Annotated in this window: 20 protein-coding genes and 1 pseudogene; 11 read left to right on the top strand and 10 right to left on the bottom strand. The window is 64.0% G+C overall.

The window, feature by feature from the left end:
* Positions 1-138: 138 nt before the first annotated feature.
* From hflK (ACOKS3_RS16010) to ACOKS3_RS15995, 4 genes are read left to right on the top strand one after another with little or no spacing between them, the layout of a single operon-like run.
* Positions 139-2,118 (top strand): protease modulator HflK, encoded by a 1,980-nt coding sequence (gene hflK, locus ACOKS3_RS16010; RefSeq protein ID WP_422763652.1) that lies wholly within the window; start codon positions 139-141, stop codon positions 2,116-2,118.
* Positions 2,115-3,137: a protease modulator HflC gene (gene hflC, locus ACOKS3_RS16005; protein ID WP_422763653.1), complete on the top strand. Its 1,023-nt coding sequence runs from the start codon at positions 2,115-2,117 to the stop codon at positions 3,135-3,137. Before hflK (ACOKS3_RS16010) ends, hflC begins: the two co-directional genes overlap by 4 nt.
* Positions 3,124-4,164, top strand: a complete 1,041-nt coding sequence (hflK, locus tag ACOKS3_RS16000) for a protease modulator HflK (protein ID WP_422763654.1) — start codon at positions 3,124-3,126, stop codon at positions 4,162-4,164. Before hflC ends, hflK (ACOKS3_RS16000) begins: the two co-directional genes overlap by 14 nt.
* Before the next feature lie 37 nt (positions 4,165-4,201).
* Complete coding sequence (locus tag ACOKS3_RS15995) at positions 4,202-6,166, top strand: heavy metal translocating P-type ATPase (RefSeq protein WP_103447564.1); 1,965 nt, start codon at positions 4,202-4,204, stop codon at positions 6,164-6,166.
* On the opposite strand, the gene mtlD is transcribed toward ACOKS3_RS15995, so the two are convergent.
* Positions 6,163-8,337, bottom strand: coding sequence for a bifunctional mannitol-1-phosphate dehydrogenase/phosphatase (gene mtlD, locus ACOKS3_RS15990; RefSeq protein ID WP_422763655.1), 2,175 nt, complete (start codon positions 8,335-8,337; stop codon positions 6,163-6,165). The genes ACOKS3_RS15995 and mtlD overlap by 4 nt on opposite strands.
* 493 nt (positions 8,338-8,830) lie before the next feature.
* Between mtlD and ACOKS3_RS15985 the strand changes: the two genes are divergently transcribed.
* On the top strand, positions 8,831-10,456 hold the full coding sequence (locus ACOKS3_RS15985; RefSeq protein ID WP_103447562.1) for a methyl-accepting chemotaxis protein: 1,626 nt from the start codon (positions 8,831-8,833) through the stop codon (positions 10,454-10,456).
* A gap of 3 nt (positions 10,457-10,459) precedes the next feature.
* Here the strand turns inward: ACOKS3_RS15985 and ACOKS3_RS15980 are convergent, their stop codons facing one another.
* A complete protein-coding gene (locus ACOKS3_RS15980) occupies positions 10,460-10,756 on the bottom strand; it encodes a DUF3144 domain-containing protein (RefSeq protein WP_103447561.1) in 297 nt (98 codons plus the stop codon).
* A gap of 83 nt (positions 10,757-10,839) precedes the next feature.
* Positions 10,840-11,691: a GGDEF domain-containing protein gene (locus ACOKS3_RS15975; RefSeq protein WP_103448264.1), complete on the bottom strand. Its 852-nt coding sequence runs from the start codon at positions 11,689-11,691 to the stop codon at positions 10,840-10,842.
* A 119-nt stretch (positions 11,692-11,810) separates the two neighbouring features.
* On the opposite strand from ACOKS3_RS15975, the gene ACOKS3_RS15970 reads away from it, so the two are divergent.
* From ACOKS3_RS15970 to ACOKS3_RS15950, 5 genes are all read left to right on the top strand, one after another.
* On the top strand, positions 11,811-12,299 hold the full coding sequence (locus ACOKS3_RS15970; RefSeq protein WP_103447560.1) for an isochorismatase family protein: 489 nt from the start codon (positions 11,811-11,813) through the stop codon (positions 12,297-12,299).
* Between the two features lie 88 nt (positions 12,300-12,387).
* On the top strand, positions 12,388-13,152 hold the full coding sequence (locus ACOKS3_RS15965) for a hypothetical protein (RefSeq protein WP_422763656.1): 765 nt from the start codon (positions 12,388-12,390) through the stop codon (positions 13,150-13,152).
* A gap of 206 nt (positions 13,153-13,358) precedes the next feature.
* A complete protein-coding gene (locus tag ACOKS3_RS15960; RefSeq protein ID WP_103447558.1) occupies positions 13,359-13,886 on the top strand; it encodes an HvfA family oxazolone/thioamide-modified RiPP metallophore in 528 nt (175 codons plus the stop codon).
* Between the two features lie 64 nt (positions 13,887-13,950).
* Entirely contained in the window at positions 13,951-14,796 is an 846-nt protein-coding gene (locus ACOKS3_RS15955) for an HvfB family MNIO-type RiPP peptide maturase (RefSeq protein WP_103447557.1), read from the top strand.
* Positions 14,789-15,526 carry an HvfC family RiPP maturation protein gene (locus tag ACOKS3_RS15950; RefSeq protein WP_103447556.1) on the top strand — a complete coding sequence of 246 codons (738 nt, stop codon included), beginning with the start codon at positions 14,789-14,791 and terminating at the stop codon, positions 15,524-15,526. Before ACOKS3_RS15955 ends, ACOKS3_RS15950 begins: the two co-directional genes overlap by 8 nt.
* Positions 15,527-15,612: 86 nt before the next feature.
* On the opposite strand, the gene ACOKS3_RS15945 is transcribed toward ACOKS3_RS15950, so the two are convergent.
* From ACOKS3_RS15945 to ACOKS3_RS15915, 7 genes and pseudogenes are all read right to left on the bottom strand, one after another.
* On the bottom strand, positions 15,613-16,002 hold the full coding sequence (locus ACOKS3_RS15945; protein ID WP_103447555.1) for a hypothetical protein: 390 nt from the start codon (positions 16,000-16,002) through the stop codon (positions 15,613-15,615).
* Positions 16,003-16,144: 142 nt separating this feature from the next.
* A complete protein-coding gene (locus ACOKS3_RS15940; RefSeq protein ID WP_103466435.1) occupies positions 16,145-16,507 on the bottom strand; it encodes a hypothetical protein in 363 nt (120 codons plus the stop codon).
* Positions 16,508-16,528: 21 nt separating this feature from the next.
* Complete coding sequence (locus ACOKS3_RS15935) at positions 16,529-16,873, bottom strand: hypothetical protein (RefSeq protein ID WP_103447553.1); 345 nt, start codon at positions 16,871-16,873, stop codon at positions 16,529-16,531.
* Positions 16,870-17,511: a hypothetical protein gene (locus ACOKS3_RS15930; RefSeq protein ID WP_146048960.1), complete on the bottom strand. Its 642-nt coding sequence runs from the start codon at positions 17,509-17,511 to the stop codon at positions 16,870-16,872. The genes ACOKS3_RS15935 and ACOKS3_RS15930 overlap by 4 nt, the downstream gene beginning before the upstream one ends.
* 279 nt (positions 17,512-17,790) lie before the next feature.
* Entirely contained in the window at positions 17,791-18,147 is a 357-nt protein-coding gene (locus ACOKS3_RS15925; protein ID WP_103447551.1) for a hypothetical protein, read from the bottom strand.
* Between the two features lie 102 nt (positions 18,148-18,249).
* Positions 18,250-18,737, bottom strand: a pseudogene (locus ACOKS3_RS15920) (BamA/TamA family outer membrane protein); the annotation flags it as partial.
* A gap of 86 nt (positions 18,738-18,823) precedes the next feature.
* Complete coding sequence (locus ACOKS3_RS15915) at positions 18,824-19,777, bottom strand: LysR family transcriptional regulator (RefSeq protein WP_103447550.1); 954 nt, start codon at positions 19,775-19,777, stop codon at positions 18,824-18,826.
* A 146-nt stretch (positions 19,778-19,923) separates the two neighbouring features.
* On the opposite strand from ACOKS3_RS15915, the gene ACOKS3_RS15910 reads away from it, so the two are divergent.
* The gene (locus ACOKS3_RS15910) at positions 19,924-20,751 is read left to right on the top strand and encodes an amidohydrolase family protein (protein WP_103447549.1); all 828 of its coding nucleotides are present in this window, start codon (positions 19,924-19,926) and stop codon (positions 20,749-20,751) included.

The raw sequence follows: 20,751 nt of genomic DNA, 5'->3' as shown, positions 1-20,751 counted from the left end.
CTTGAGGCCCAGATGCCAATTTTACGTTTTGCGACAAATTTTTTACGTTTGTCGTTATAACGTTACGCCGCTCGTCGCCGGTGGCCGTCAGCTCGTTCGGCTCATGACTTGCGAAGCCTGGTATTTCATGGAGTCTTAATGACAGTCGATCTAGACACTGAGGCCGCCGACCTCGATGGTTACCCCCGTTTTCAGCATGCGCTGGTCCATACGCGCAAGCTGAAGCAGCTGATGTACCTGGCGCTGGCAGTTGCTGTGCTGCTGGCGCTGCTGCAAGGGCTGATCGGGATATTCAGCCCTGACTCCTACTGGCTGGTCCTGCTCGCCGTCAACGGCGCCGTGCTGCTCCTGTTAGCGGGCGCCGCGCAGTCGGCCTGGCAGGTGGCCAGCTGGCGTGCGATTGCCATGGGCCAGGTGCCCGTCCCGCTGCTGTTCTCACGCGCTGGCGAAGAAACCGTCGAGCCTGGGTCGCTCAGCCGTTTCGATCGCTGGTGCCGGCAGGTCGCCGATGCCTGCCGGCGGCAATGGCGCAGGCTTGGCGCAGAAACGCCCTGGCTCATTGGCCTGGCGTGCCTGGCACTGCTGCTGGTCAAAGGTGCTTGGCGCTTCGACCTGCCGACAGCGTCGGTGGCAGGGCAGGTGACGTGGATTGCCATCGGCCTGTTGGCCGTTTTTGCGTTTTGCCTGGTCGTGCTCGAGCGCCACCTGATGGCTGAAAGCGAGGCGACCTGGCCCGAGGCCGCGGCGCTTGCCGCCACCTTGCGGCTGGTCATTGCCGTGCAAGTGCTGACCATTGCCTGCCTGGTCAGTATTGATGGCGAGCGGCTGTGGCCGGCCCGCCTGGCAGTGCTGATCGGCCTGTTACCTGGCCTGGCAGCGCTCGAACTGCTGGCCCGGGCAGTATTGGCGATGTTCCGCCCCTCGCGCCCACATGAAGAGCCGGCGTTGGTGGCGCGCAGCCTGGCGGGCGACTTCCTGCAATGGCCACCGCGGCCATTGGCCGTGCTGCAGGACGAACTGCATGAACGCCTGGGCATCGACCTGCGCCAGGTATGGGCGTTCGCCTTCATGCGGCGGGCGTTCCTGCCGGTGGCGGCGCTGGTGGCGCTGGTCGGTTGGCTGCTGACGGGCATTGTCGAGGTGCCGACCAACAACCGTGGTGTCTACGAACGCTTTGGCAACCCCGTGTCGGTGTACCCGCCAGGCCTGCATGTCGGTTTGCCCTGGCCCTTTGGCAAAGTACTGACAGTGGACAACAGCATCATCCATGAATTGGCAACGACCACGGCCGAGGGTATCAGCGAACCGCTGGCAGCTGCCGACGGTGCCCCACCGACCACCGCCAACCGGCTGTGGGACGCCACTCACCTGAGCGAGAACTCGCAAGTGATTGCCGGTGCCGATGGCGGGCGTCAGGGGTTCCAGATCGTCAACATGGATGTGCGCTTCATCTACCGCATCGGCCTGAGCGACGCGGCCGCCTTGGCCGCGGCCTATCACACGGCCAACGTCGAGCAGCTGCTGCGCAGCGTTGCCAATCGCGTGCTGGTCCATGACTTCGCCGGCCGCTCGCTGGATGGTCTGCTGGGCGCTGAACGTGCCGAGCTCGGCCGTGACATCGGACGTGCAGTGCAGGCGGACCTCGACCGCATGGATACCGGAGTGGAGCTGTTGGCGACCTCGGTGGAGGCGATCCACCCGCCCGCCGGCGCAGCCAATGCCTACCATGCCGTGCAGGCTGCGCAGATCACCGCCCAGGCGCTGGTTGCCCGTGACCGTGGGCAGGCCGCGCAGAAGCTTGACGAAGCCCGCCAGAGCGCCACGTCTTTGACCGACAAGGCCACCGCCGACGCCCATGAAACCCAGACCAAGGCCGACACCGCCGCGTTGCGCTTCGATGCCGAGCACACCGCCTGGCTGCACGCAGGCCAGGCGTTCATCCTCGAACAGTACCTGGAGCGCCTGTCCCAAGGCATGGCGCAGGCGAGCAGCCTGATCATCGATCACCGGCTGGCGGCGAACCAGGCGCCGACTCTGGACCTGCGCAGCTTTGCAGCGCCTATCGACCCATCGCAATCAAAACCCGCATCCGGCCGTACCCAGGAGCGTAACCCGTGAGTTCCCATACTGCACATGGTCATGACCACGACCACGACCACGACCACGACCACGACCACAATCACGATCATGCCGATAATCACGGTCGTGCCCGTCCCGCCTGGCTGCGTGTCGGGGTGGCGCTGCTGCTGGTCCTGATCATGGTCGCGACGGCCTGCCTCGTGCAGGTTCGTGTCGGCGAAGCTACCGTCATCACGCGCTTTGGCAACCCGTCACGGGTACTGATCGAGCCCGGGCTCAACTGGCGCTGGCCCGTGCCGTTCGAGGCCGCGGTACCGGTCGACCTGCGCTTGCGCACCACCTCAAGCGGGCTGCAGGATGTCGGCACGCGGGATGGCCTGCGCATCATCGTCCAGGCCTATGTCGCCTGGCAGGTGGCGGCCGATCCGCAGAGCATCCAGCTGTTCATGCGCGCGGTGCAGAACCAGCCCGACGAGGCGGCGCGGCAGATCCGCACCCTGGTGGGCTCTGCCCTGGAAACCACGGCCAGCGGTTTCGAGCTGGCCGACCTGGTCAACGTTGATGCCAGCCGGGTACGCATCGACGGCTTCGAGCAACGCCTGCGTGAGCAGATTGAGCAGCAACTGATCAACAGCTATGGGGTGCGGGTGGTGCAAGTGGGCATCGAGCGCCTGACCTTGCCCAAGGTCACCCTCGAAGCCACCGTTGACCGCATGCGCGCCGAACGCGAGACCATCGCCACCGAGCGCACGGCCGAAGGCAAGCGCAAGGCGGCGGAGATCCAGTCGGCGGCCGAGCGTGATGCCCGTATCCTGCAGGCCGATGCCGGTGTGAAAGCCGCGCAGATCCAGGCGCAATCGCAGGTGCAGGCGGCGGACATCTACGGCAAGGCCTATGCCGGTGCGCCGCAGCTGTACACCTTGCTGCGCTCGCTCGACACCCTCGGCTCGGTCATCAACCCCGGCACCAAGCTGGTGTTGCGCACCGACGCTGCGCCGTTCCGTGCCCTGGTAGAGGGGCCTGTGCTGCCAGCGGGGGCTGACCATGGCCAGCCGTGAGCCGTTGTCGGCCAGGCTGCCCGCCGGCCCCTGGCTGCAATCGGGGCGCATCGGCTTTATAGCGCTGTACGTGGTGGCATTGTTGGCGGCGCTGGGCTGGCTGTTTGGCAATGTGCGTCAGATAGGCCCGGAAAACCGTGCGGTGGTCTTGCGCCTGGGGGCCGAGGAGCGCATCCAGAATGCCGGCTTGTTGCTGGCTTGGCCTGAGCCCTTCGAGCAAGTGGTGATGTTGCCCTCGGCAGCGCGGGTGACCGAACGCCAGGTGGAGTTGCTGCTGCGCTCGGCGCTTGCGCAGAAATCCGACAAGGACGGCACCCTGGCCAGCGATGCCACCGCAGGTTCCGGCTATCTGCTGACCGGCGATGCCGGGGCCGTGCAGTTGGACGTGCGAGTGTTCTACACGGTGAGCGACCCCTACGCCTACGCGCGCCAGGGGCAACATGTGCAACCCGCGCTGGACCGCCTGGTGGAACGTAACGCCGTGCAGATCTGCGCCTCGCGCGACATGGATGCCATCCTGGTCGCACGCCCGGAGCTGGTCGGTGGCGATGCCCGTCTGGCCGATCAACGCGAGCGGCTGCGCGGTGACCTGCAGCAAGGCATCAATGGCAGCCTGGCCCGGTTGCAGTCGGCTGGCGCCAGCCTGGGCATCGAGGTGGTGCGGGTCGACATCCAGTCTTCGCTGCCGTGGTCGGCGGTCAGCGCGTTCAACGCGGTGCTCACTGCCAGTCAGCAAGCCGAGCAGGCGGTCGCCAAAGCCCGTAATGATGCTGCGCGCCAATTGCAGCAGGCCACCCAGGCCGCCTACCGCACCGTGCAGGTGGCCCAGGCCGAAGCCAGCGAGCGCTTGTCCCGCGCCCAGGCCGCCACCGCGACGATCGTCGGCCTGACCCAGCAGCAAGATCCGCAGTTGCTGCTGCGCCTCTACCGCGAGCGGGTGCCGGCGATCCTGGCGCGTGCCGGGTCGGTCACCACCGTCAACAAAGATGACGCCGGGCACATGATCCTGCAGGGCCCTGCGCAATGACTACGATGCCTTTTTCCCAGTTCTGGAGCTGCTCGCGATGAGTACTCATCACTGTCATGGCCACGGGCACCATCACCATGCCCACACCCACCTCACGTCCGGCCTGCTGTCCCCGGCCGAGCAGCGCACGGCCGCACGCCAGCTTAGCCTGGCGATGCTGGCTCTCGGGTTACTGGCGCTGGGGCTGGTCTGGCGCTGGCTGGCACCGACCCAGGAAGGGGTCAGCCAGTTGTTGCTGGGCGGCGCCTCGCTGCTGGTGGCCGTTCCGGTGTTACGCTCTGCCTGGTACAGCCTGCTGCACCCCAGCCTGCATGGCCTCACCGATCAGCTGATCGCCCTGGCCATGCTGGGGGCCTGGGCGACCGGCGACCTGGCCACGGCGGCGCTGCTGCCGATCATCATGATCTTTGGCCACATGCTCGAAGAGCGCAGCGTGCTGGGTTCGCAAGAGGCCATTGCCGCGCTGGGGCAACTGACCCGCAGCCATGCGCGGCTGATCGACGCCGATGGCCAGGTGCGCGAGGTCGATAACGCCAGCCTCAAGCCAGGCGACCAGGTCGAGGTGCGCGCCGGTGATCGTGTACCCGCTGACGGCCGCGTCCTGCAAGGCCAGGCCAGCCTGGATACCGCGCCGATCACCGGCGAAGCGGTGCCGCTGGAAGTGGCCAGTGGCATGGATATCCATGGTGGCTCTATAAACCTGGACGGTCTGTTGCGGGTAGAAGTAACCCGGGTTGGCGATGACTCGACCCTGGGCAAGGTCATCGCCCTGATGCAGCGCGCCGAGCAGGCCAAACCACCGATTACCCGCCTGCTGGAACGCCACGCCGGGCGCTACCTGGTGCTGGTCTTGTTGATTGCCGCGGTGACCTGGTTCATCACCCGCGATGCCCAGGCCATGCTTGCCGTGCTGGTGGCTGCCTGCCCGTGCGCGCTGGTGCTGTCGGCGCCGGCCACGGCAGTGGCCGGCATTGCCGTCGCTGCCCGGCACGGCATCCTGATTCGCGGTTCGGCCTTCCTTGAAGAACTGGCCGACCTGTCTTCACTGGTGATCGACAAGACTGGCACGCTGACCTACGGTGACCTGCGCCTGCGCAGTGTGGTCGGCACTGCCGCGGCAGTGCCCCAGGCCGATATCGTCAACCTCGCGGCCACCCTTGGCGCTGCCAGCAGCCACCCGGTCAGCCGGGCGCTGGCGACGCTGGTGCCCCATGAGCAGCATCTGCCCCTGCTGGACATTCACGAGCGCCAGGGCTTTGGCGTGGTGGCACACACGGCCGAGGGTGAAGCGGCCCTCGGGCGCCCGGAGCTGTTCCGCCAACTGGGCATGCAGGTGCCGCCCGTGCCCGAGCATGACGGCCCGATTGCCGGCCTGGCGCTGAACGGGCAGTTCCTCGCCTGGCTGCTGCTGGCCGACAACGTGCGGGCAGAGTCTGCCGAGGCCATGCAGCAGCTGCGCGAACTCGGCCTGCAGCGCCAGTTGCTACTGACCGGTGACCGCAGCCGTGTCGCAGAAGCCATTGCCGAGCAGGTCGGCATGACGCGCGTGGTGGCTGAAGCGCTGCCGGAAGACAAGATGCACCACGTCAACCAGGAACTGCAGTTGGGATTCCGCCCGCTGGTGGTGGGGGATGGCATCAATGACTCGCTGGCGCTGAAGGCCGGTGTGGTCGGGGTGGCCATGGGCGCCAACGGTGCCGACATTGCCCTGGCCGCAGCAGATATCGTGCTGATCAACGGCGACCTGCGGCGCCTGGCCACCTGCATCCGCCTCAGCCGCGAGTGCCGACGCACGCTCCAGGTGAATGTGTTGATCGGCCTCGGTTGGACCTTGGCGATTGTGGTTGCCGCCGCATTCGGCCTGCTGGGCGCGGCGGGGGCCATGATCGCCGCGCTGCTGCACAACCTCAGCACGCTGTTGGTGCTGACCAACGCCGGGCGCCTGTTGCGCTATGACGAACGGCTCGGGCAGGGCAATCCGGTGCCGGCGCTGCAGCCCTAGCTGAGCACAGCGTCAGGGCCAGGCGCGTGCCTGGCCGCGCCGCTGTTGGCTGCAGGCGCGATGCTCCACTCGGCGCTGTCGCGTTGCTGCAGGCGGCGGAAGTGGGCGGCTATGCTGTCGATAATCGGCGCATCCTCGAGCGGGTCAAGCCCCGGATAGGGCTTGCCGTGGTAATCACCGTCATGGGTCAGTACCGCCTCGACCTGTTCGCCGCTGGCACTGTAGAGCTGCTTCATCAGCTGCGCCTCGCGGTCTTTGCGGGGGTTGCAGCGCAATGCATAGTGAATGGCCAGTGCCGCCCCCAACGCCAAGGCCGGTGTGTCCATGCCGTGCTTGCGGGCCAGGTCGATGCTGCTGAGGATGCGCTCGTTGCGCTGCAGCTTGCGCATCGGATCGCGGCCCACACGGGCGCAGGGGTCCTTGAACGAAGACTTGCAGCGTTCAAGAAACGCATTGGCAAACCGCTCGACCACCTCGGCCATTTGCGGATACTCGGCCACCAGCGCCGGCGCCACTTCCTGGTGAATCAAACGCTCGGCCAGCGCGCTCACGCGGGCGTCGCCCATGCCCTGGCCGACCCAGGTGTAGCCCAGCAGGCTGGCGTACCAGGCGATGATGGCGTGCGGGCCATTCCACAAGCGGTTCTTGATGATCTGGATCTGGGTAATGTCGGTGACGGTTTTCACCTGGCGCAGCCGCTCCAGCAAGTCGCCGCCGCGCTCGACATACAGCGGCATGTCGGGCTCGCTGTTGAACAGCACCAGATGCAACTGGCTCAGGGCATTACTGGACTGGGCGAAAGGCCTGAAGTGGCTGATCAGCCGTTGGTACTCGGCTGTCGGTTTTGCTGGCGCCGGTTCGTTATCAAGGCTGTTCTGGAACATCTGCGACTTGATGCGCAATTGCCGAACCAGCGCATCGTTGCTGATCTTGGAAACGATGCGGCTAACCACGGTTTCGGCGAAGTGGGTCTTTTCCAGTACCTGCTTGCAGATTTCGGGTGCACACAGCAACGCCAACTGAGCCTGTACCTGCCGGCGGACAAACGCGCCGCCGCCGATCTTGTTGAGCACGATCAGCAGGGTCAGCTCGCGACCGCGGCACTCGAAGCGTTGCAGCAAGCCCTTGGCAATGACCTTGGCCTGCTGCTGAATCGCCTGTTCAGGCAGGCTCAGGCCGATGATTTCGGCGGCGTTGTACATGTCGATCACCGCCTGCTCATCGTCCATGTCGATCATGCGCACATTTTCGATGGTCTGGTCGAACGCGCTGGCTCCGTAGCGCACGCTGTAGCGGCCGAACGCGGCGACGGTTTCCCTGAGCATGCGCGAGCGGCTGGCGGCGATGATTTCGCACGGCCGGGTGTAGCCGTCCCAGTGGGCGAACACCTGGGTCAGGTAGCCACCGCCGATGGCGCCGAAACCATGGATGCCGACACGGAACTGGTTGAGCGAGGCCGGGAAGGGTTCGGCGAGCTCCGGCATGCCCAGGTCGGGCACGCACTCGTTCAAGTCGGCGAGGAACCCGTGCATGCTGCGGTAGGCCTTGAGCGCACCCGCCTTGACTGCGGGCGCAGGCGGCTTGATGTCTTCGATCAGGATGGCCTGGCCTTCGGCGCGCATGGCCGAAAGCAGGCCGTTTTCCGAATCTTCGAGCATGAAGCACTGAGCGGGCGCGCAATTGAGTGCGCGGGCAGCGCGCAGGAAGATTTCCGGGTGCGGCTTGCCCTGGCTGACTTCATCGCCACAAACGGTGATGTCGAAGTACTTCAGCACGTTGGCATTGATCAGGTATTCCTCGGCAATCGCACGGCGGCTGGAGGTAGCCACCGCCAGGGTCAGGCCCGACTTGCGCAGGCGCTCCAGTACTTCCAGCAAGCCTGGCTTGATCGGCACGCCGTGATTGCGCACGTACTCCAGCTCCAGCTCGTCGGCGCGCTGACGAATCTGCGCATAGGGGAAATCTTCGCCGTTGTGGGCCTTGGCCAGCGCTTCGGCCTTTTTCGCACTCAGGCCCAGCGAGCCGATCAGCGTCTGCTCGCTCAAGGCTTTGCCGAAGATTTCCAGCGATGCCTGTTTCAACGTCCTGAAACGCAGGCGCTCGGTGTCGAACATCGTGCCATCCATATCGAAAATGGCGCTGAGAATTTTGTTGCCCTGAAACAAGATCATGTAGGTATTGCCCCTTTTTTTGGCGTGTAACACTTCGCCTGCAGCGGCTGAATGGCGAGTCAATGCGTGTCGACTGCGGCATGGGCAGTCAGGTAGGGGGCATGCGATCTACCGGTGGGCGCTCGGGTTTGACCCAGAGGTAGGGTGGTACGGCGCGGGGCGTGCAGAGGAGGGAGAGGAACTTCGAGGCAAGGCGGGCGACTTTGGATTCACGCCCACTGGCTGCAGCTTGGCTGGCAGACAATGGGCGCACAGAGCGATGGATACGTGTGATTCCAAGCATGAGGTGCTTATCTTCCTTATTCGGGTGACTGTCGTTCCTTTTTTACCCTTGCACGTATGCGCAAGCAGATGCAAGGCACCAGCAACATCCGTTCGGTTACCGAACACAAGCCGCATTTGCGCACTCAAGCCTGCCACGGCAACTCCGATAGCTGCTCACCCACCGTCGAAACCTCGACCAGAAGTGGCGCCAACAAGGAGTACTGCCCGCATGTTTGCCGACCTGAAGATCCGTACCGGAATGTTCTGGGTGCTGTTGTTGTTCAGCCTGACCCTGCTGTTTTCCACTGTCAGTGCCTGGCGAGCGGCGCTGGGCAGCGACGAGCAGATCACCGAACTCGACCAGACCGCACACCAGTCGGACCGGCTGAACAACGCGCTGCTGATGGCGATCCGCGCCAGTGCCAACGTGTCTTCGGGCTTCATCGAGCAGCTGGGCGGCCACGACGAGAGCGCGAACAAACGCATGGCGCTGTCGGTCGAGCTGAACGACAAGAGCCAGAAGCTGATCGGTGAGCTGGTCGACAACGCTCGCGAACCGGCGCTGCACGCGGTGGCCAGCGAGCTGCAAGCCACTTTCGGCGAGTACGCCAGGGCGGTCGCCGGGCAGCGCGAAGCCTCGCGTCAACGCTCGCTGGAGCAGTACTTCAAGGTCAACACCGACGCCGGCAACGCCATGGGCCGGCTGCAGGCGTTGCGCCAGCAACTGGTCGCCGCCTTGAGTGAGCGCGGCCAGCAGATCATGCAGGCATCCGACCGTCGCCTGGAGCGTGCGCAACAGCTGAGCCTGGCGCTGTTGGCGGTGACACTGTTGCTCGCCGGCCTGTGCTGGGCCTTCATCGCCCAACGCGTACTGCACCCGTTACGCGAGGCGGGTCGGCATTTCCAGCGCATTGCCGGTGGCGACCTGAGCGTGCCGGTGCAGGCTCAGCAGCGCAACGAGATCGGCCAGCTGTTCCATGAGCTGGAGCGCATGCAACAAAGCCAGCGCGATACCCTGGGCAAGATCAGCAGCTGCACCCGGGAGCTGGCCGACGCGGCGGGCGCACTGAACACGATTACCGAAGAAGGCGCCAACAACCTGCGCCAGCAAGGGCTAGAGCTGGAACAGGCCGCCACCGCCGTCACCGAAATGACCACGGCGGTGGAGGAGGTTGCACGCAATGCGGTCACTACCTCACAGGCGACCCACGAGTCCAATCAGCTGGCAGAGAAAAGCCGTCAGCAAGTCAGCGAAAACATCGACGGCACCCAGGCCATGACCCGCGAGATCCAGACCAGCAGCGGCCATCTGGAGCAGTTGGTGGGGCAGGTCCGAGATATCGGCAAGGTGCTGGAAGTGATCCGTTCGGTGTCCGAGCAGACCAACCTGCTGGCGCTCAACGCGGCCATCGAGGCGGCCCGCGCCGGGGACGCCGGGCGCGGCTTTGCCGTGGTGGCCGATGAAGTGCGCACGCTTGCCTACCGCACCCAGGCGTCGACCCAGGAAATCGAGCAGATGATCGGCCGCGTGCAGCAGGGTACCGAAGCGGCTGTTGCGTCGATGCAGGCCAGCACCAGCCGGGCCCAGTCGACACTCGACATCACCCTGGCATCGGGCCAGGTGCTGGAAGGCATCTACAGCGCCATCGGCGCGATCAACGAGCGCAACCTGGTGATCGCCAGCGCGGCCGAAGAACAGGCACAGGTGGCGCGTGAGGTGGATCGCAACCTGCTGAACATCCGCGAGCTGTCGAGCCACTCGGCGGCGGGTGCACAGCAGACCAGCGAGGCCAGTCAGGCGTTGTCAGGGCTGGTCGGGGAGATGACGGCGCTAGTGGGGCGGTTCAGGGTCTGAAGCTCAGCTGTCTTTGCCCAGTACGTAACGGTCGAACTGCTCGATGTACTCGTCGACGTTGTCTTCCAGCATCATCCGGTACTGCTCGCTGAAGTACTTGAGGATTTCCTCGCGCGCGGCGGCCATTTCGGCGCCGGACTTGAAGTTGCGGGCGCTGAGCCAGGCACTGAAGCGGCTGGCGGCGAAGGTCATCGAGGCGCTGACCTTGCCGATGTCGGCGAGGGTGTCGAGCTGCTGGTTGGCCAGGTCGATGTGCGCATCGGCGCGGTCGTAGAATGCCTGGTCAGTGGCTTGGGTCATGGCGGGATACCTGTGTGGGCCTGTCGTGCGGGCGCGCAGCATGCCACAGCGGGCACCTGCCGGCAGCAATTTCCGGCAGCAGCCTAGCGCGCCACGGAACGGCGCCGCTTGTTGCGGTACATGTCGTCATCGGCGCAGTTGAGCAGGGTGTCGATGTCTGCGCCGTCCTCCGGGTAACAGGCCACGCCGATGCTGCAGGACGGCATGGGCAGTGCACGCTGCTCGCTGGCCAGTGGCATTGCCAGGGCGGCGAGGATCTGGGCCATCTTTTCGGCTACCGCGCCCGCCGAGCTCAAGTCGGTCAGCAGCACGGTGAATTCGTCGCCGCCCATGCGCGCGACGGTGTCCTGCTGGCCGACACAATCCTCCAGGCGCCGCGCGACTTCGCACAGCACCTGGTCACCGATGGCATGCCCGTGTACATCGTTGATGCCCTTGAAGTCATTGATGTCCAGGAACAGCAGGGCAAACGGGCGCCCGTGGCGCAGGGCGCTGGCCAGCCGCTCGTTGAACAGCGAGCGGTTGCACAGCCGGGTCAGCGGGTCATGGTGGGCGAGAAAGCGCAACTGCTGCTCGGCCTGGGTCAGCGCTGTGATGTTGCGCGCCACGCCGATGCGCGCACCCACCTCTTCGGACCAGAAGGCCGACCAGAGGATGTGCACCACACCACCGTCCTTGCGCAGGTAGCGGTTGCGGAAGTCGCTATGCGACTGGCCGTTCATCACCCGCATGATCGACGCTCGTGTGGCGTCCAGGTCTTCGGGGTGCATATAGCGGGTGATCGGGGTGCCGATCAGCTCGTCGGCACGGTAACCGAGCAACGCCTCGCAGGCATTGCTGACGAACACGATGGTGTTGTCCCGGTCGACCACGAACACGGTGTCGAGCATCAGCTGGATCAGCTTCGGGTAAAGTGCTTGCAGGTCAACAGGCATAGGGTCGTCCGCTGCATCGGGCTCGGGCGTGGCCAGCATACACAGAGCAGGGTTGGTTCCACCAGCGGCCATTCAAACAGATATACTCCGCGGCCGTTTTGAGCATTCAGGAGTCGTTCATGCAGCAGGTTCTGCTCATCGTTGATGTCCAGTCCACCTTCAGCCCACCCGAATGGCTGGTAGACGGGATTCGTCTGTTGTCGGCGAGCATTCCGTCGATTGCCTCGATCGAACTGCACGATGAGCAGGTGACGCCGTTCCAGCGCCAGCTCGGCTGGCACCCGGCGGCCGAAGACGAGTGCCTGGTCGAGGTGGACCAGGTGTTCATCAAGCATGGCTATGGCCAGACCGCCGAGACCATCGCCCACATCCGGCAGCTCGGCGTTGAGCGCGTGCTGGTGTGCGGCATGCAGACCGAAACCTGCGTGCTGGCGGCAGGCTTTGCGCTGTTCGATGCCGGGCTTTGCCCGACCCTGGTGACCGACCTGACCGTCGGCTCTTCGCTGGACCGCTCCGGCAAGTTGGGTACCGACCTCTGGAAGCATCACTTTGGCAACGTGACCACCCGTGCCGAGGTGATGGCCGAGGTCGCGCAGTCGCGCGGCTGAGAAAACCGCGAAAAGCCAGCGCGCTTCGTTTAGCATGGGGACGCTGATGCACCTGGCCCCCTTCCTTATCGAAACGCGCTAGCTCCCCATGACTGCCTTTTACCTCAAGTTCCTCATCACCCCCACGCTCATGCTGGCCATCTCGTTGGCAGCCAAGCGCTGGGGCACGCAAATCGGCGGGCTGCTCTCCGGTCTGCCGGTTACATCAGCCTTGGTCGTGTTGTTCCTGAGCCTCGAACAGGGCCCAGGCTTTGCCTTGCAGGCCGTACCTGGGGCATTGGCCGGCCTGGCGGCGGTGCAGGCGACCTACCTGTTCTACTACCGGGTGACGCGGCGGATCGGCGCATTCCCCGGCTGCATCGCCGCGTTGGCGGTTTACGCAGCCATGGCTGCCTTGATGAGCCACCTCGGCTGGGTGGTGCTGTCGGTGGTGGTGACCCTGGCACTGCTCAGCCTGATCATCGTCGTCACCTCGCAACCAGCACCCACTGGCAACGCCAAGGTGGTGCAACTGCCGCGCTGGGTGATCCCGATGCGCATGCTCACGGCCACCGCGCTGCTGGTGGCGATCACCGCCAGTGCCGAATGGCTCGGCCCGGTGGCCAGTGGCCTGCTGGCGCCGATCCCGGTGATTGCCTGGCCGCTGGCGGTGTTCGCCCATGTTCAGGGCGGGCACCATGAGCTGGGCGCGATCGTGCGCGGCAACGCCATCGGCGGCGTCGGCGTGTTGGGTTTCTACCTGACGGTGAACAGCTTCATCGAGCAGTGGGGCACCGTGCCGGCCATTGCTGCCGCCGTGGTGCTGGCCGTGGTCGCCACTTTCGCCCTGGCCAAGCTGCTGGACCGCCGCTGACTTCTGCACCCCAGGCAGGCGCTTGTATCACTCTGTATCAAGGCGCCTGCCGCGCCTACTTGCATACAAAACCTTCGCTCTCCTGATACGCCCGGGATACATCCCTGGGGCCAAATGGGCCAGCCCGAACGAACAAGCCTTACGGCCTGCGTTCCCTGGCTCTTTCGCCCTTGAGGCATGACCGTACGACTATCAGGAGAAACACCATGTCCCGTATCCAGTTCCCCAACAAGACCCGTCTCGGCCTGCTGAGCATCGCCCTGGTGGGCGGTATCAACCTGGCTTCCTCGGCGTTTGCCGTCGAGGCACTGCCACAAGGCTATCAACTGGCAGCTGCAGAAAAGGCCGGCGAGGGCAAGTGTGGCGAAGGCAAGTGTGGTGCCAGCGGCGCCAAGGCCAAAGCCACCCAGGCCGAAGGCAAGTGCGGCGAGGGCAAGTGTGGCGCCAGCGGCGCCAAGGCCAAGGTTACCCAGGCTGAAGGCAAATGCGGTGAAGGCAAATGTGGCGACGCTTCGTTCGCCCGCACTGACGCCGACCATGACGGCCGCGTGTCCCGCGCCGAACTGCTGGCCGTGGCGCCAAAGGCCGGTGCCGAGTTCGATGCGATCGATGCCAACCACGACGGCTACCTTTCCGAGGCCGAGGTCTACCAGTTCCGCAAGCACCAGTTCGACGCCAATGGCAATCCATTCCCGACCGACCTGTACAGCAAACTGAGCCAGGCGAAGAACTGACCCTCGGCGGCATCCTCCCCGGGCCGTGGGCCGGGGAGGGCGCTGCACCACAAGGAACAAGCCAATGAGCACTTCTTCAACCCTGCAGGGCGCAGGCCTGGGCTTGCGCCGTGGGCTGTTGCCCGAACTGCTGAACATGGACGCCGGCGCCGTGGACTTTCTCGAATGCGCCCCGGACAACTGGATCGGTGTTGGTGGTGCCTTCGGCGAAGGCCTGGCGCAACTGGCCGAGCGCTATCCGCTGTCCTGCCACGGCCTGTCATTGTCGCTGGGCGGCCCGGCACCGCTGGACCATGGCTTTCTGCGCCAGATCCGCGCCTTTCTCGACCGTCATCAGGTACCGCTGTTCAGTGAGCACCTGAGCTACTGCGCCGATGACGGCCATCTTTACGACCTCATTCCGATGCCGTTCACCGACGAAGCCGTGCGCCATACTGCCCGGCGTATCGCTGAAGTCCAGGATGCCCTCGGCCGGCGTATCGCCGTGGAGAACATTTCGTACTATGCCGCGCCGTATCAGGCGATGAGCGAGATCGCGTTTCTTCAGGCGGTGTTGAGCGAGGCGGACTGCGACCTGCTGCTGGACATCAACAACATCGTGGTCAATGCCTGCAACCATCGCTACGACGCTGCCGAGTTTCTCGCCCAGGTGCCGGCCGAGCGAGTGGTCTGCCTGCATGTGGCCGGGCACTACGACGAAGCGCCGGATCTGAAGATCGATACCCATGGCGCCAGCGTCAAGCCAGATGTCTGGGGCCTGCTGGTCAGTGCCTACCAGCACCTGGGGCCGGTGCCGACCTTGCTCGAGCGCGACTTCAACCTGCCACCGCTGGCCGAACTGCTGGCCGAGGTGCAACACATTCGCAGCCTGCAACCCGTGGCGCAGGCCCTGGCGGTGCGCCATGGCTGACTCGCTGCGCGAACAGCAACTGCGCATGGCAAGGCATATCCGCGATCCCCAGGCCAATCCGCCGCCGCCCGGTATCGACGCGCGACACCTGGCGGTGTACCGGCAACTGTTCTTCGGCAACCTGCAATCACTGCTGGCCGGCAGCTTTCCGGTGCTGCATGCCAGCCTCGCCACCGAACACTGGCAGGGGTTATGTGAGGAGTTCTATGCCCACCATCGCTGCCATACGCCGCTGTTCACCGAAGTGGGCGCTGAGTGGGTCGAGTACCTGCAAGGGCGTACCGACCAGGCCGACTGGATCGCCGAACTGGCCCATTACGAATGGATCGAAACGGCCTTGCTGCTGAGCGATGCCGCCGAAGCTGAGCATGACCCTGAAGGCGATCTGCTCGAAGGCGTGCCTGTGCTGTCCAGCCTCGCCGTGCCACTGGCCTATGCCTGGCCGGTCAGCCATATTGGGCCGGAGCATCTGCCGGTTGAGGCTCCCGCCGAGCCGACATTGCTGGTGGCCCACCGAGGTGCAGGCCACAAGGTGAGCTTCTTACGTCTGGCACCGCTGGCCCATGCACTGTTGGAGTCGTTGCAAGACCAGCCACTGAGCGGGCGTGAACACCTGGCGGCGCTGGCCGCGGCTGCCGGTGTCGAACCCGCCGCCGTCGAGGCCCAGGGGCTTGCGTTGTTACTCAGCCTCAAGGCCCAGGGCGTGGTGCTCGGCACGCGCTGCGACTAGGTTGGCGACAGCCCAGGCCGTCACCCGCCGACGATGCCAGCAGTGCTGCACCGGCCAGGCCGTCGGGCACAAATGGCTGCCGGGGCCTAGCGGCGATAGTAGCGGTGGTCGTCATCGTAGTGGTGGGCGCGCTCGTTGCGGCGCTCCCATTCGTGGCGGCGTTCGGCTTCACGACGAGCCTGTTCCCGGCGCCATTGCGCGCGACGCCATTCTTCGCGGCGGCGGTCTTCGCTGTGGTAATGCCAGCGGCCGTCGCGCCAGTAGCGGTCGTCATGGGCGAGCAGCGGCCCTTGCTGGCCATCGGCGATGCTGGCCAGATTTGACCAGGGGCTCTGGGCTGGCTTGGCTGGCGTGTGGAGCGCACTGTCAGTGGCCTGGACCGGGTTCGGAGTGTGCATTTGCATCGCCGACGCCGAGCCTGCGGCCGCGAACGCGAACAGGCTGGCGAACAGGAGCTTCGAAAAGTGGAGTTTCATGAATACAGGCAATCCCCTGGTTATCATTGAACATACGGATGCGTTGCCTCTCGAGGCTGCGCGTCCGCTCGCGTGAGCCTGCTCAGATAGACCAGTAATTGCGCAAAAGTTCAGCCTCCTCAGTGCTTTAGTACCTTCAGGGCTATTTGTAGGTCACCGGGCTGGGCGACAGCAAGCCAGTGAGGAAGCTGATCACCGTCATGAGTACGGTCAGGATCGTGTCGGATTTCGTCACTGGGGTTTCGATACTGCTTTCGCTGACACCACTCCCCAGTATCCAGACGGTATACAGCATGACCAGCGTGAAAGAACCGACAATGACGATCCATATTCGATTGGTGGTGGCATCGTTCGGACGTGCCAGGTGCGGGAGCTGTTGTACAGTTTGATCTTTGAGTGCAGTGAGCGCGCTATGCGGATCCTCCTGGATTCTCTGCAGGACTTCAGGGTCTGACAGTGCATTCTTTACCAGCAGCTCGGCAGAGCGGATTTGATTGTCCATCATGTATTTTCCTTTGCAGACCAATTATTGCACGGCACAGCCCAGTGCCCGGTAGATGGCCGACCTGAACACGGCAGTCATGGCGTTGAGAATGGCCTCTGCAAGTTGCAGTGTGACAATGGCAATAGAGCGAAGGCGCAGGCGTGCCACTATCTTCTGGTCATCGAGGAATAGTCCGATATCGTGGTCACTCAATGAGCCGTCTTGGTGCTGTTGATGAAGGAACATCATATCTCTGGCCATGCCGCGACCAAGGCTTTCCACTTCGGCCCGAATGACTGGCCAATCCGACTGAATGATGATTTTTGCGGCGTTGATCGCCTCGAGCAGGACCGCGTCGAGGTCCACGCCATTGATGAGGGTGCTCATGGGGTTATCCTCGAAGACGGTGTGTTGGCTGTCGCGGCCTGGATGGCCAGTATGCTGTCGAAGAGCGTGTTGTTGCGATTTTGCCAAATGGCCTTGTTCAACACCTGATAACTGGCTTGTTGGTGTTCGCGCTGCCACCTATTGACCAGGCACTTGAGATCTACATAGTTGCGTGTGGTCAGGTCGGCGTCGGGAAAGTCGCGCTGCAGCGAATCGCATTCGTTGCCGAGCTGCTCCTCCAGCGACCGCTCGACACGGACGTGCACCTGCTTGCCGGGCTCGCTGAGCGCTGCTGAATTGGCCAGCGCCCGCAGGATGAGGGTGTTGCTTTCGACCAGAAGCTCGTCGTATTCAGCCTGGTATCGATTGAAATGCCCAGGATGCTGACGTGCCTCCTTTGCCCTCAAGGTTGAAAGTTGTTGCTTGCTGACAGGGCTTGCACGTTCGCCCTTGAACAGTAGCGTTGCTGCGTTTTTGTAGAAGGCTTCTGTGGTTTTATAGAGTTCGGCATCGTCGGGTTGAGCCAATGTCACCGTACAACCTGATAGAGCGATGTTGCTGAGTAACGCGGCGGCAATCAGTGTTTTCTTTTTCATATTCACCCAGCTGCTTCGATAGCGGTAACTGTTCAGGCGCATCGTTGAAGCGCGTCGTCGCAGTCGAGGCAGGGAAATATATGAAAATACATATTTCGCTGAACAGGTTTAAATAGTTACAGAAAGTTTGATGTGCGAGAGGTTGTGCGGGTTTTCTGAAAGTTTTAAGAATGACTGGAAAGTATTGGCCTGAGGGGCGGGAAGTTGTTGCGCTGATGTTGAATATTCAGCTTGACGTCAATGTGAAGATTGCAGTTTCAACAAGGCGCTTGCGCGTCAAGGTGGAAACGCCAAGGGTCCAATGCCACACCAGTGGCGCCATCAGGCGCCATCTGAATCAGCCCGATCGCTGAGCCATACCAGTGGCCGGCCCGGGTCGTCGCTGCCCATGCGTGCGAAGGTTTGCGACTCGAGCATGGCCTTGACCTGCCTGCCGAGGGCCAGCAGCCGCTCGGCGAAACCCGGGCCGATGCTGCCATTGTCCTCCAGCGACAGGCCGCTCTGGCTGTACTGGATTGCCAGGTAGTAGTGGCTGGCGTCGTCGCCACTGGCCGCAAGGATCACCGTGAAACGTGGGCCCAACACGGTGCTAAGGCGCTGCTGCAGCAGGTCGAGCAGCGAGGCGGGGCTGTCTTCGTGCAATGCCGAGGCCAGGGCGGTGGGGGCGAAGGGTGGCATGTGGTTACCTGCAAGGCATGTTCATATGTCTCTCAGCTTAGGCAAGGTGACTGTCAACTTGGGTTAAGCGAGGGTAAAAAGCAGTAATTTGTGCGCCCTGAGTCAGAAGGTCTGCCCCAGGGAGAACTGGATGATCTGCGTCTCGGTGTTGTCCGGCTTTTTCAGCGGTGCCGCCAGGCTGAAGCTCAGCGGCTCCATCGGGCTGTACCAGATCACGCCCACACCCACCGACACCGCCAGCTGGTTTAGGTCGACGTTGCCGCAGCCCTGGGTGGTGGACAGGTAGCAGGTGTCGGCATAGACGTTGCCGGCGACGACGAACACCGAGCTGCTAATTGGCTCTGGTTCTTGATGAACGGCAGCGGGAAGATGTACTCGGCGCCGCCGGTGATCAGGATATTGCCGCCAAGCACGTCGGTGTTGCGGTCGGAGTAATAGGCCTGGCCAGCGCTTGAATAGGTGCCGGTGGCCGGAGTGCTGCGTGGGCCGAGGGTGCCGTCCTTGAAACCGCGTAACCAACCCTGGCCGCCAGCGGTGTAGCTTTCGTAGAAGGGCAGGCCGTCGGTGGAACCGTAGCCGTTGCCGTAGCCCGGGTTGATGTCGTCGTGCTGCAGGGGCAGGCCGTAGGTCAGGCGCTGAAAGTGCTGCGGCGAACACCCGGAAGCCCTCAATCACTTCAACCCGGTGGCAGCATGAACCCGTCAATCCCCCGGCCGAGCCCAACGGCCTGATCATGCAACACCCGCATCAGGTGCAGCGCCGACTGCGTCGGCGGCTCGAAGCGCGAGTAGACGAAGCTGATGTCGAAATGGATCTCGTCGACCAAGGGCACCACGTGCAGGCCGCTGTCCTGCGCGACGAACTCGTCGATCACACTGATGCCCATGCCCTGCTTGACCAGTGCCACGGCTTCGTTGGCATTGGTGAACGACAGCAGGGAATCCAGCTGCAGGCCGCGTCGCTCGATGTGGCCGGCCAACAGCTGGCCGAAGGGCATGTCCGGGCGAAACAGCAGCAGCGCATGGCCCTGCAGCTGTTCCAGCGTCAATGACGACGCTTGCGCCAGTGCATGGTCGGCTGGCATCACCACCACCATGCGCCCGCGCATGAAGGCCTGGGAGTGCAGGTGGTCGTGGATCACCGGCAATGCGGCGATCGACAGGTCGACGGTCTTCGACAGGATCTGGTTGGGCATGGCGTGCATCAGCGAAGTCTGCCATTCGATCTGCAATGACGGCGCTTCGCGTTTGAGCTGAGCCAGCGCGGCGGGGATGACGACAGTTGACAGCGAGGCACTGCAGGAAATGCGCAGCGTGCGGTGGGTGCCGGCGGCCAGGGAGTGGGCGCAGGCGTTCACCTGCAAGGCCGCCTGGTACACCCGCTCGACCTCGCGGTACAGCACCTGCGCCTCGGCCGTGGGTACCAGGCGGTTGTTGATGCGCTCGAACAATCGATAGCTCAGGCGCCCCTCGATGTAGCCGATCAGCTTGCTCACAGCCGGCTGGGACACGTAGAGCAGCTTCGCTGCCGCGCTGATCGAGCCGGTCAGCATCACCGCGCGGAACACTTCCATGTGCCGCAGTTTGAACACCATCGTCGTGCCGTCCGGGTTTTCCTGAGCGGGGATCATGCCTATTACCTTCGGTTATGGTCTTCGCCATCTGTGTATGAGCGCTGGGCAATCGCCCGCAGTATCGTGAACCCAGGCAAATCGCCCTGGCGGCGAACAATAACAAGATCTGCAGGCAAGCGCAGTGGCGCTTGAAGGAACCGCGCTTGAACATCTACGACGAACCCAAGATCGACTGCCATAACCATTTGTTTGACCCCGCACGCTTCGCCTACCACCCAAGCGCCCCTTACGCGCCGTCGGGCCAGGAGGTCGCCACCCTGGCCCAGTTCAACCAGGTGATGGACGCCTATGGCGTGCGCCATGCGTTGCTGGTGGGGCCGAACAGTGGCTACCACACCGACAATGGCCTGCTGCTGCACGCACTGGCGGCTGGCCAGGGGCGCTTCAAGGGAATTGCGGTGGTCGAGCGGCAGATCGGCCTGGACGCATTGGCCGCTCTGCACGAGCAGGGCGTGGTCGGTGTGGCTTTCAACCCGGCGCTGTACGGCGTGGCGAGCATGCGTGATGCCGAGCCGCTGTTCGGCAAGCTGGCTGAGCTTGGCATGTTCGCCCAGGTGCAGGTCTGCGAAGACCAGCTGCTGGACCTGCAATGGCTGGTCGAGGCTACTTCGGCGCCCCTGCTGATTGACCACTGTGGCCGCCCGGATGCCGCCGCCGGCCTGCAGCAGGCCGGCTTCCAGGCCCTGCTGCGGCTGGCCCGCAGCGGGCGGGCCTGCGTGAAGCTGTCAGGCATGCAGAAGTTCGCCGATGCCGATGGCCTGTATAAGCAAAGCCACGCCTACGTGCAGGTATTGCTCGATGCGTTCGGCCCGGATGCCTGCGTGTGGGGCTCGGACTGGCCGTTCATCCGCCAGCAGGCGCGGGTCGACTATGGCCCGCTGCTGAAGCTGGCCGAGCGGTTGATGCCGGAAGCCCGTCTGCGGCGCAAGGTCATGTGGGACACCCCGCGGCGCCTGTTCGGTTTTGCCTGA

Origin of the sequence: Pseudomonas sp. HS6-2, assembly GCF_049325675.2 — a bacterium.
Classification (GTDB): Bacteria; Pseudomonadota; Gammaproteobacteria; order Pseudomonadales; family Pseudomonadaceae; genus Aquipseudomonas; species Aquipseudomonas putida_N.
This window is presented reverse-complemented; position numbering and strand designations above follow the sequence as displayed.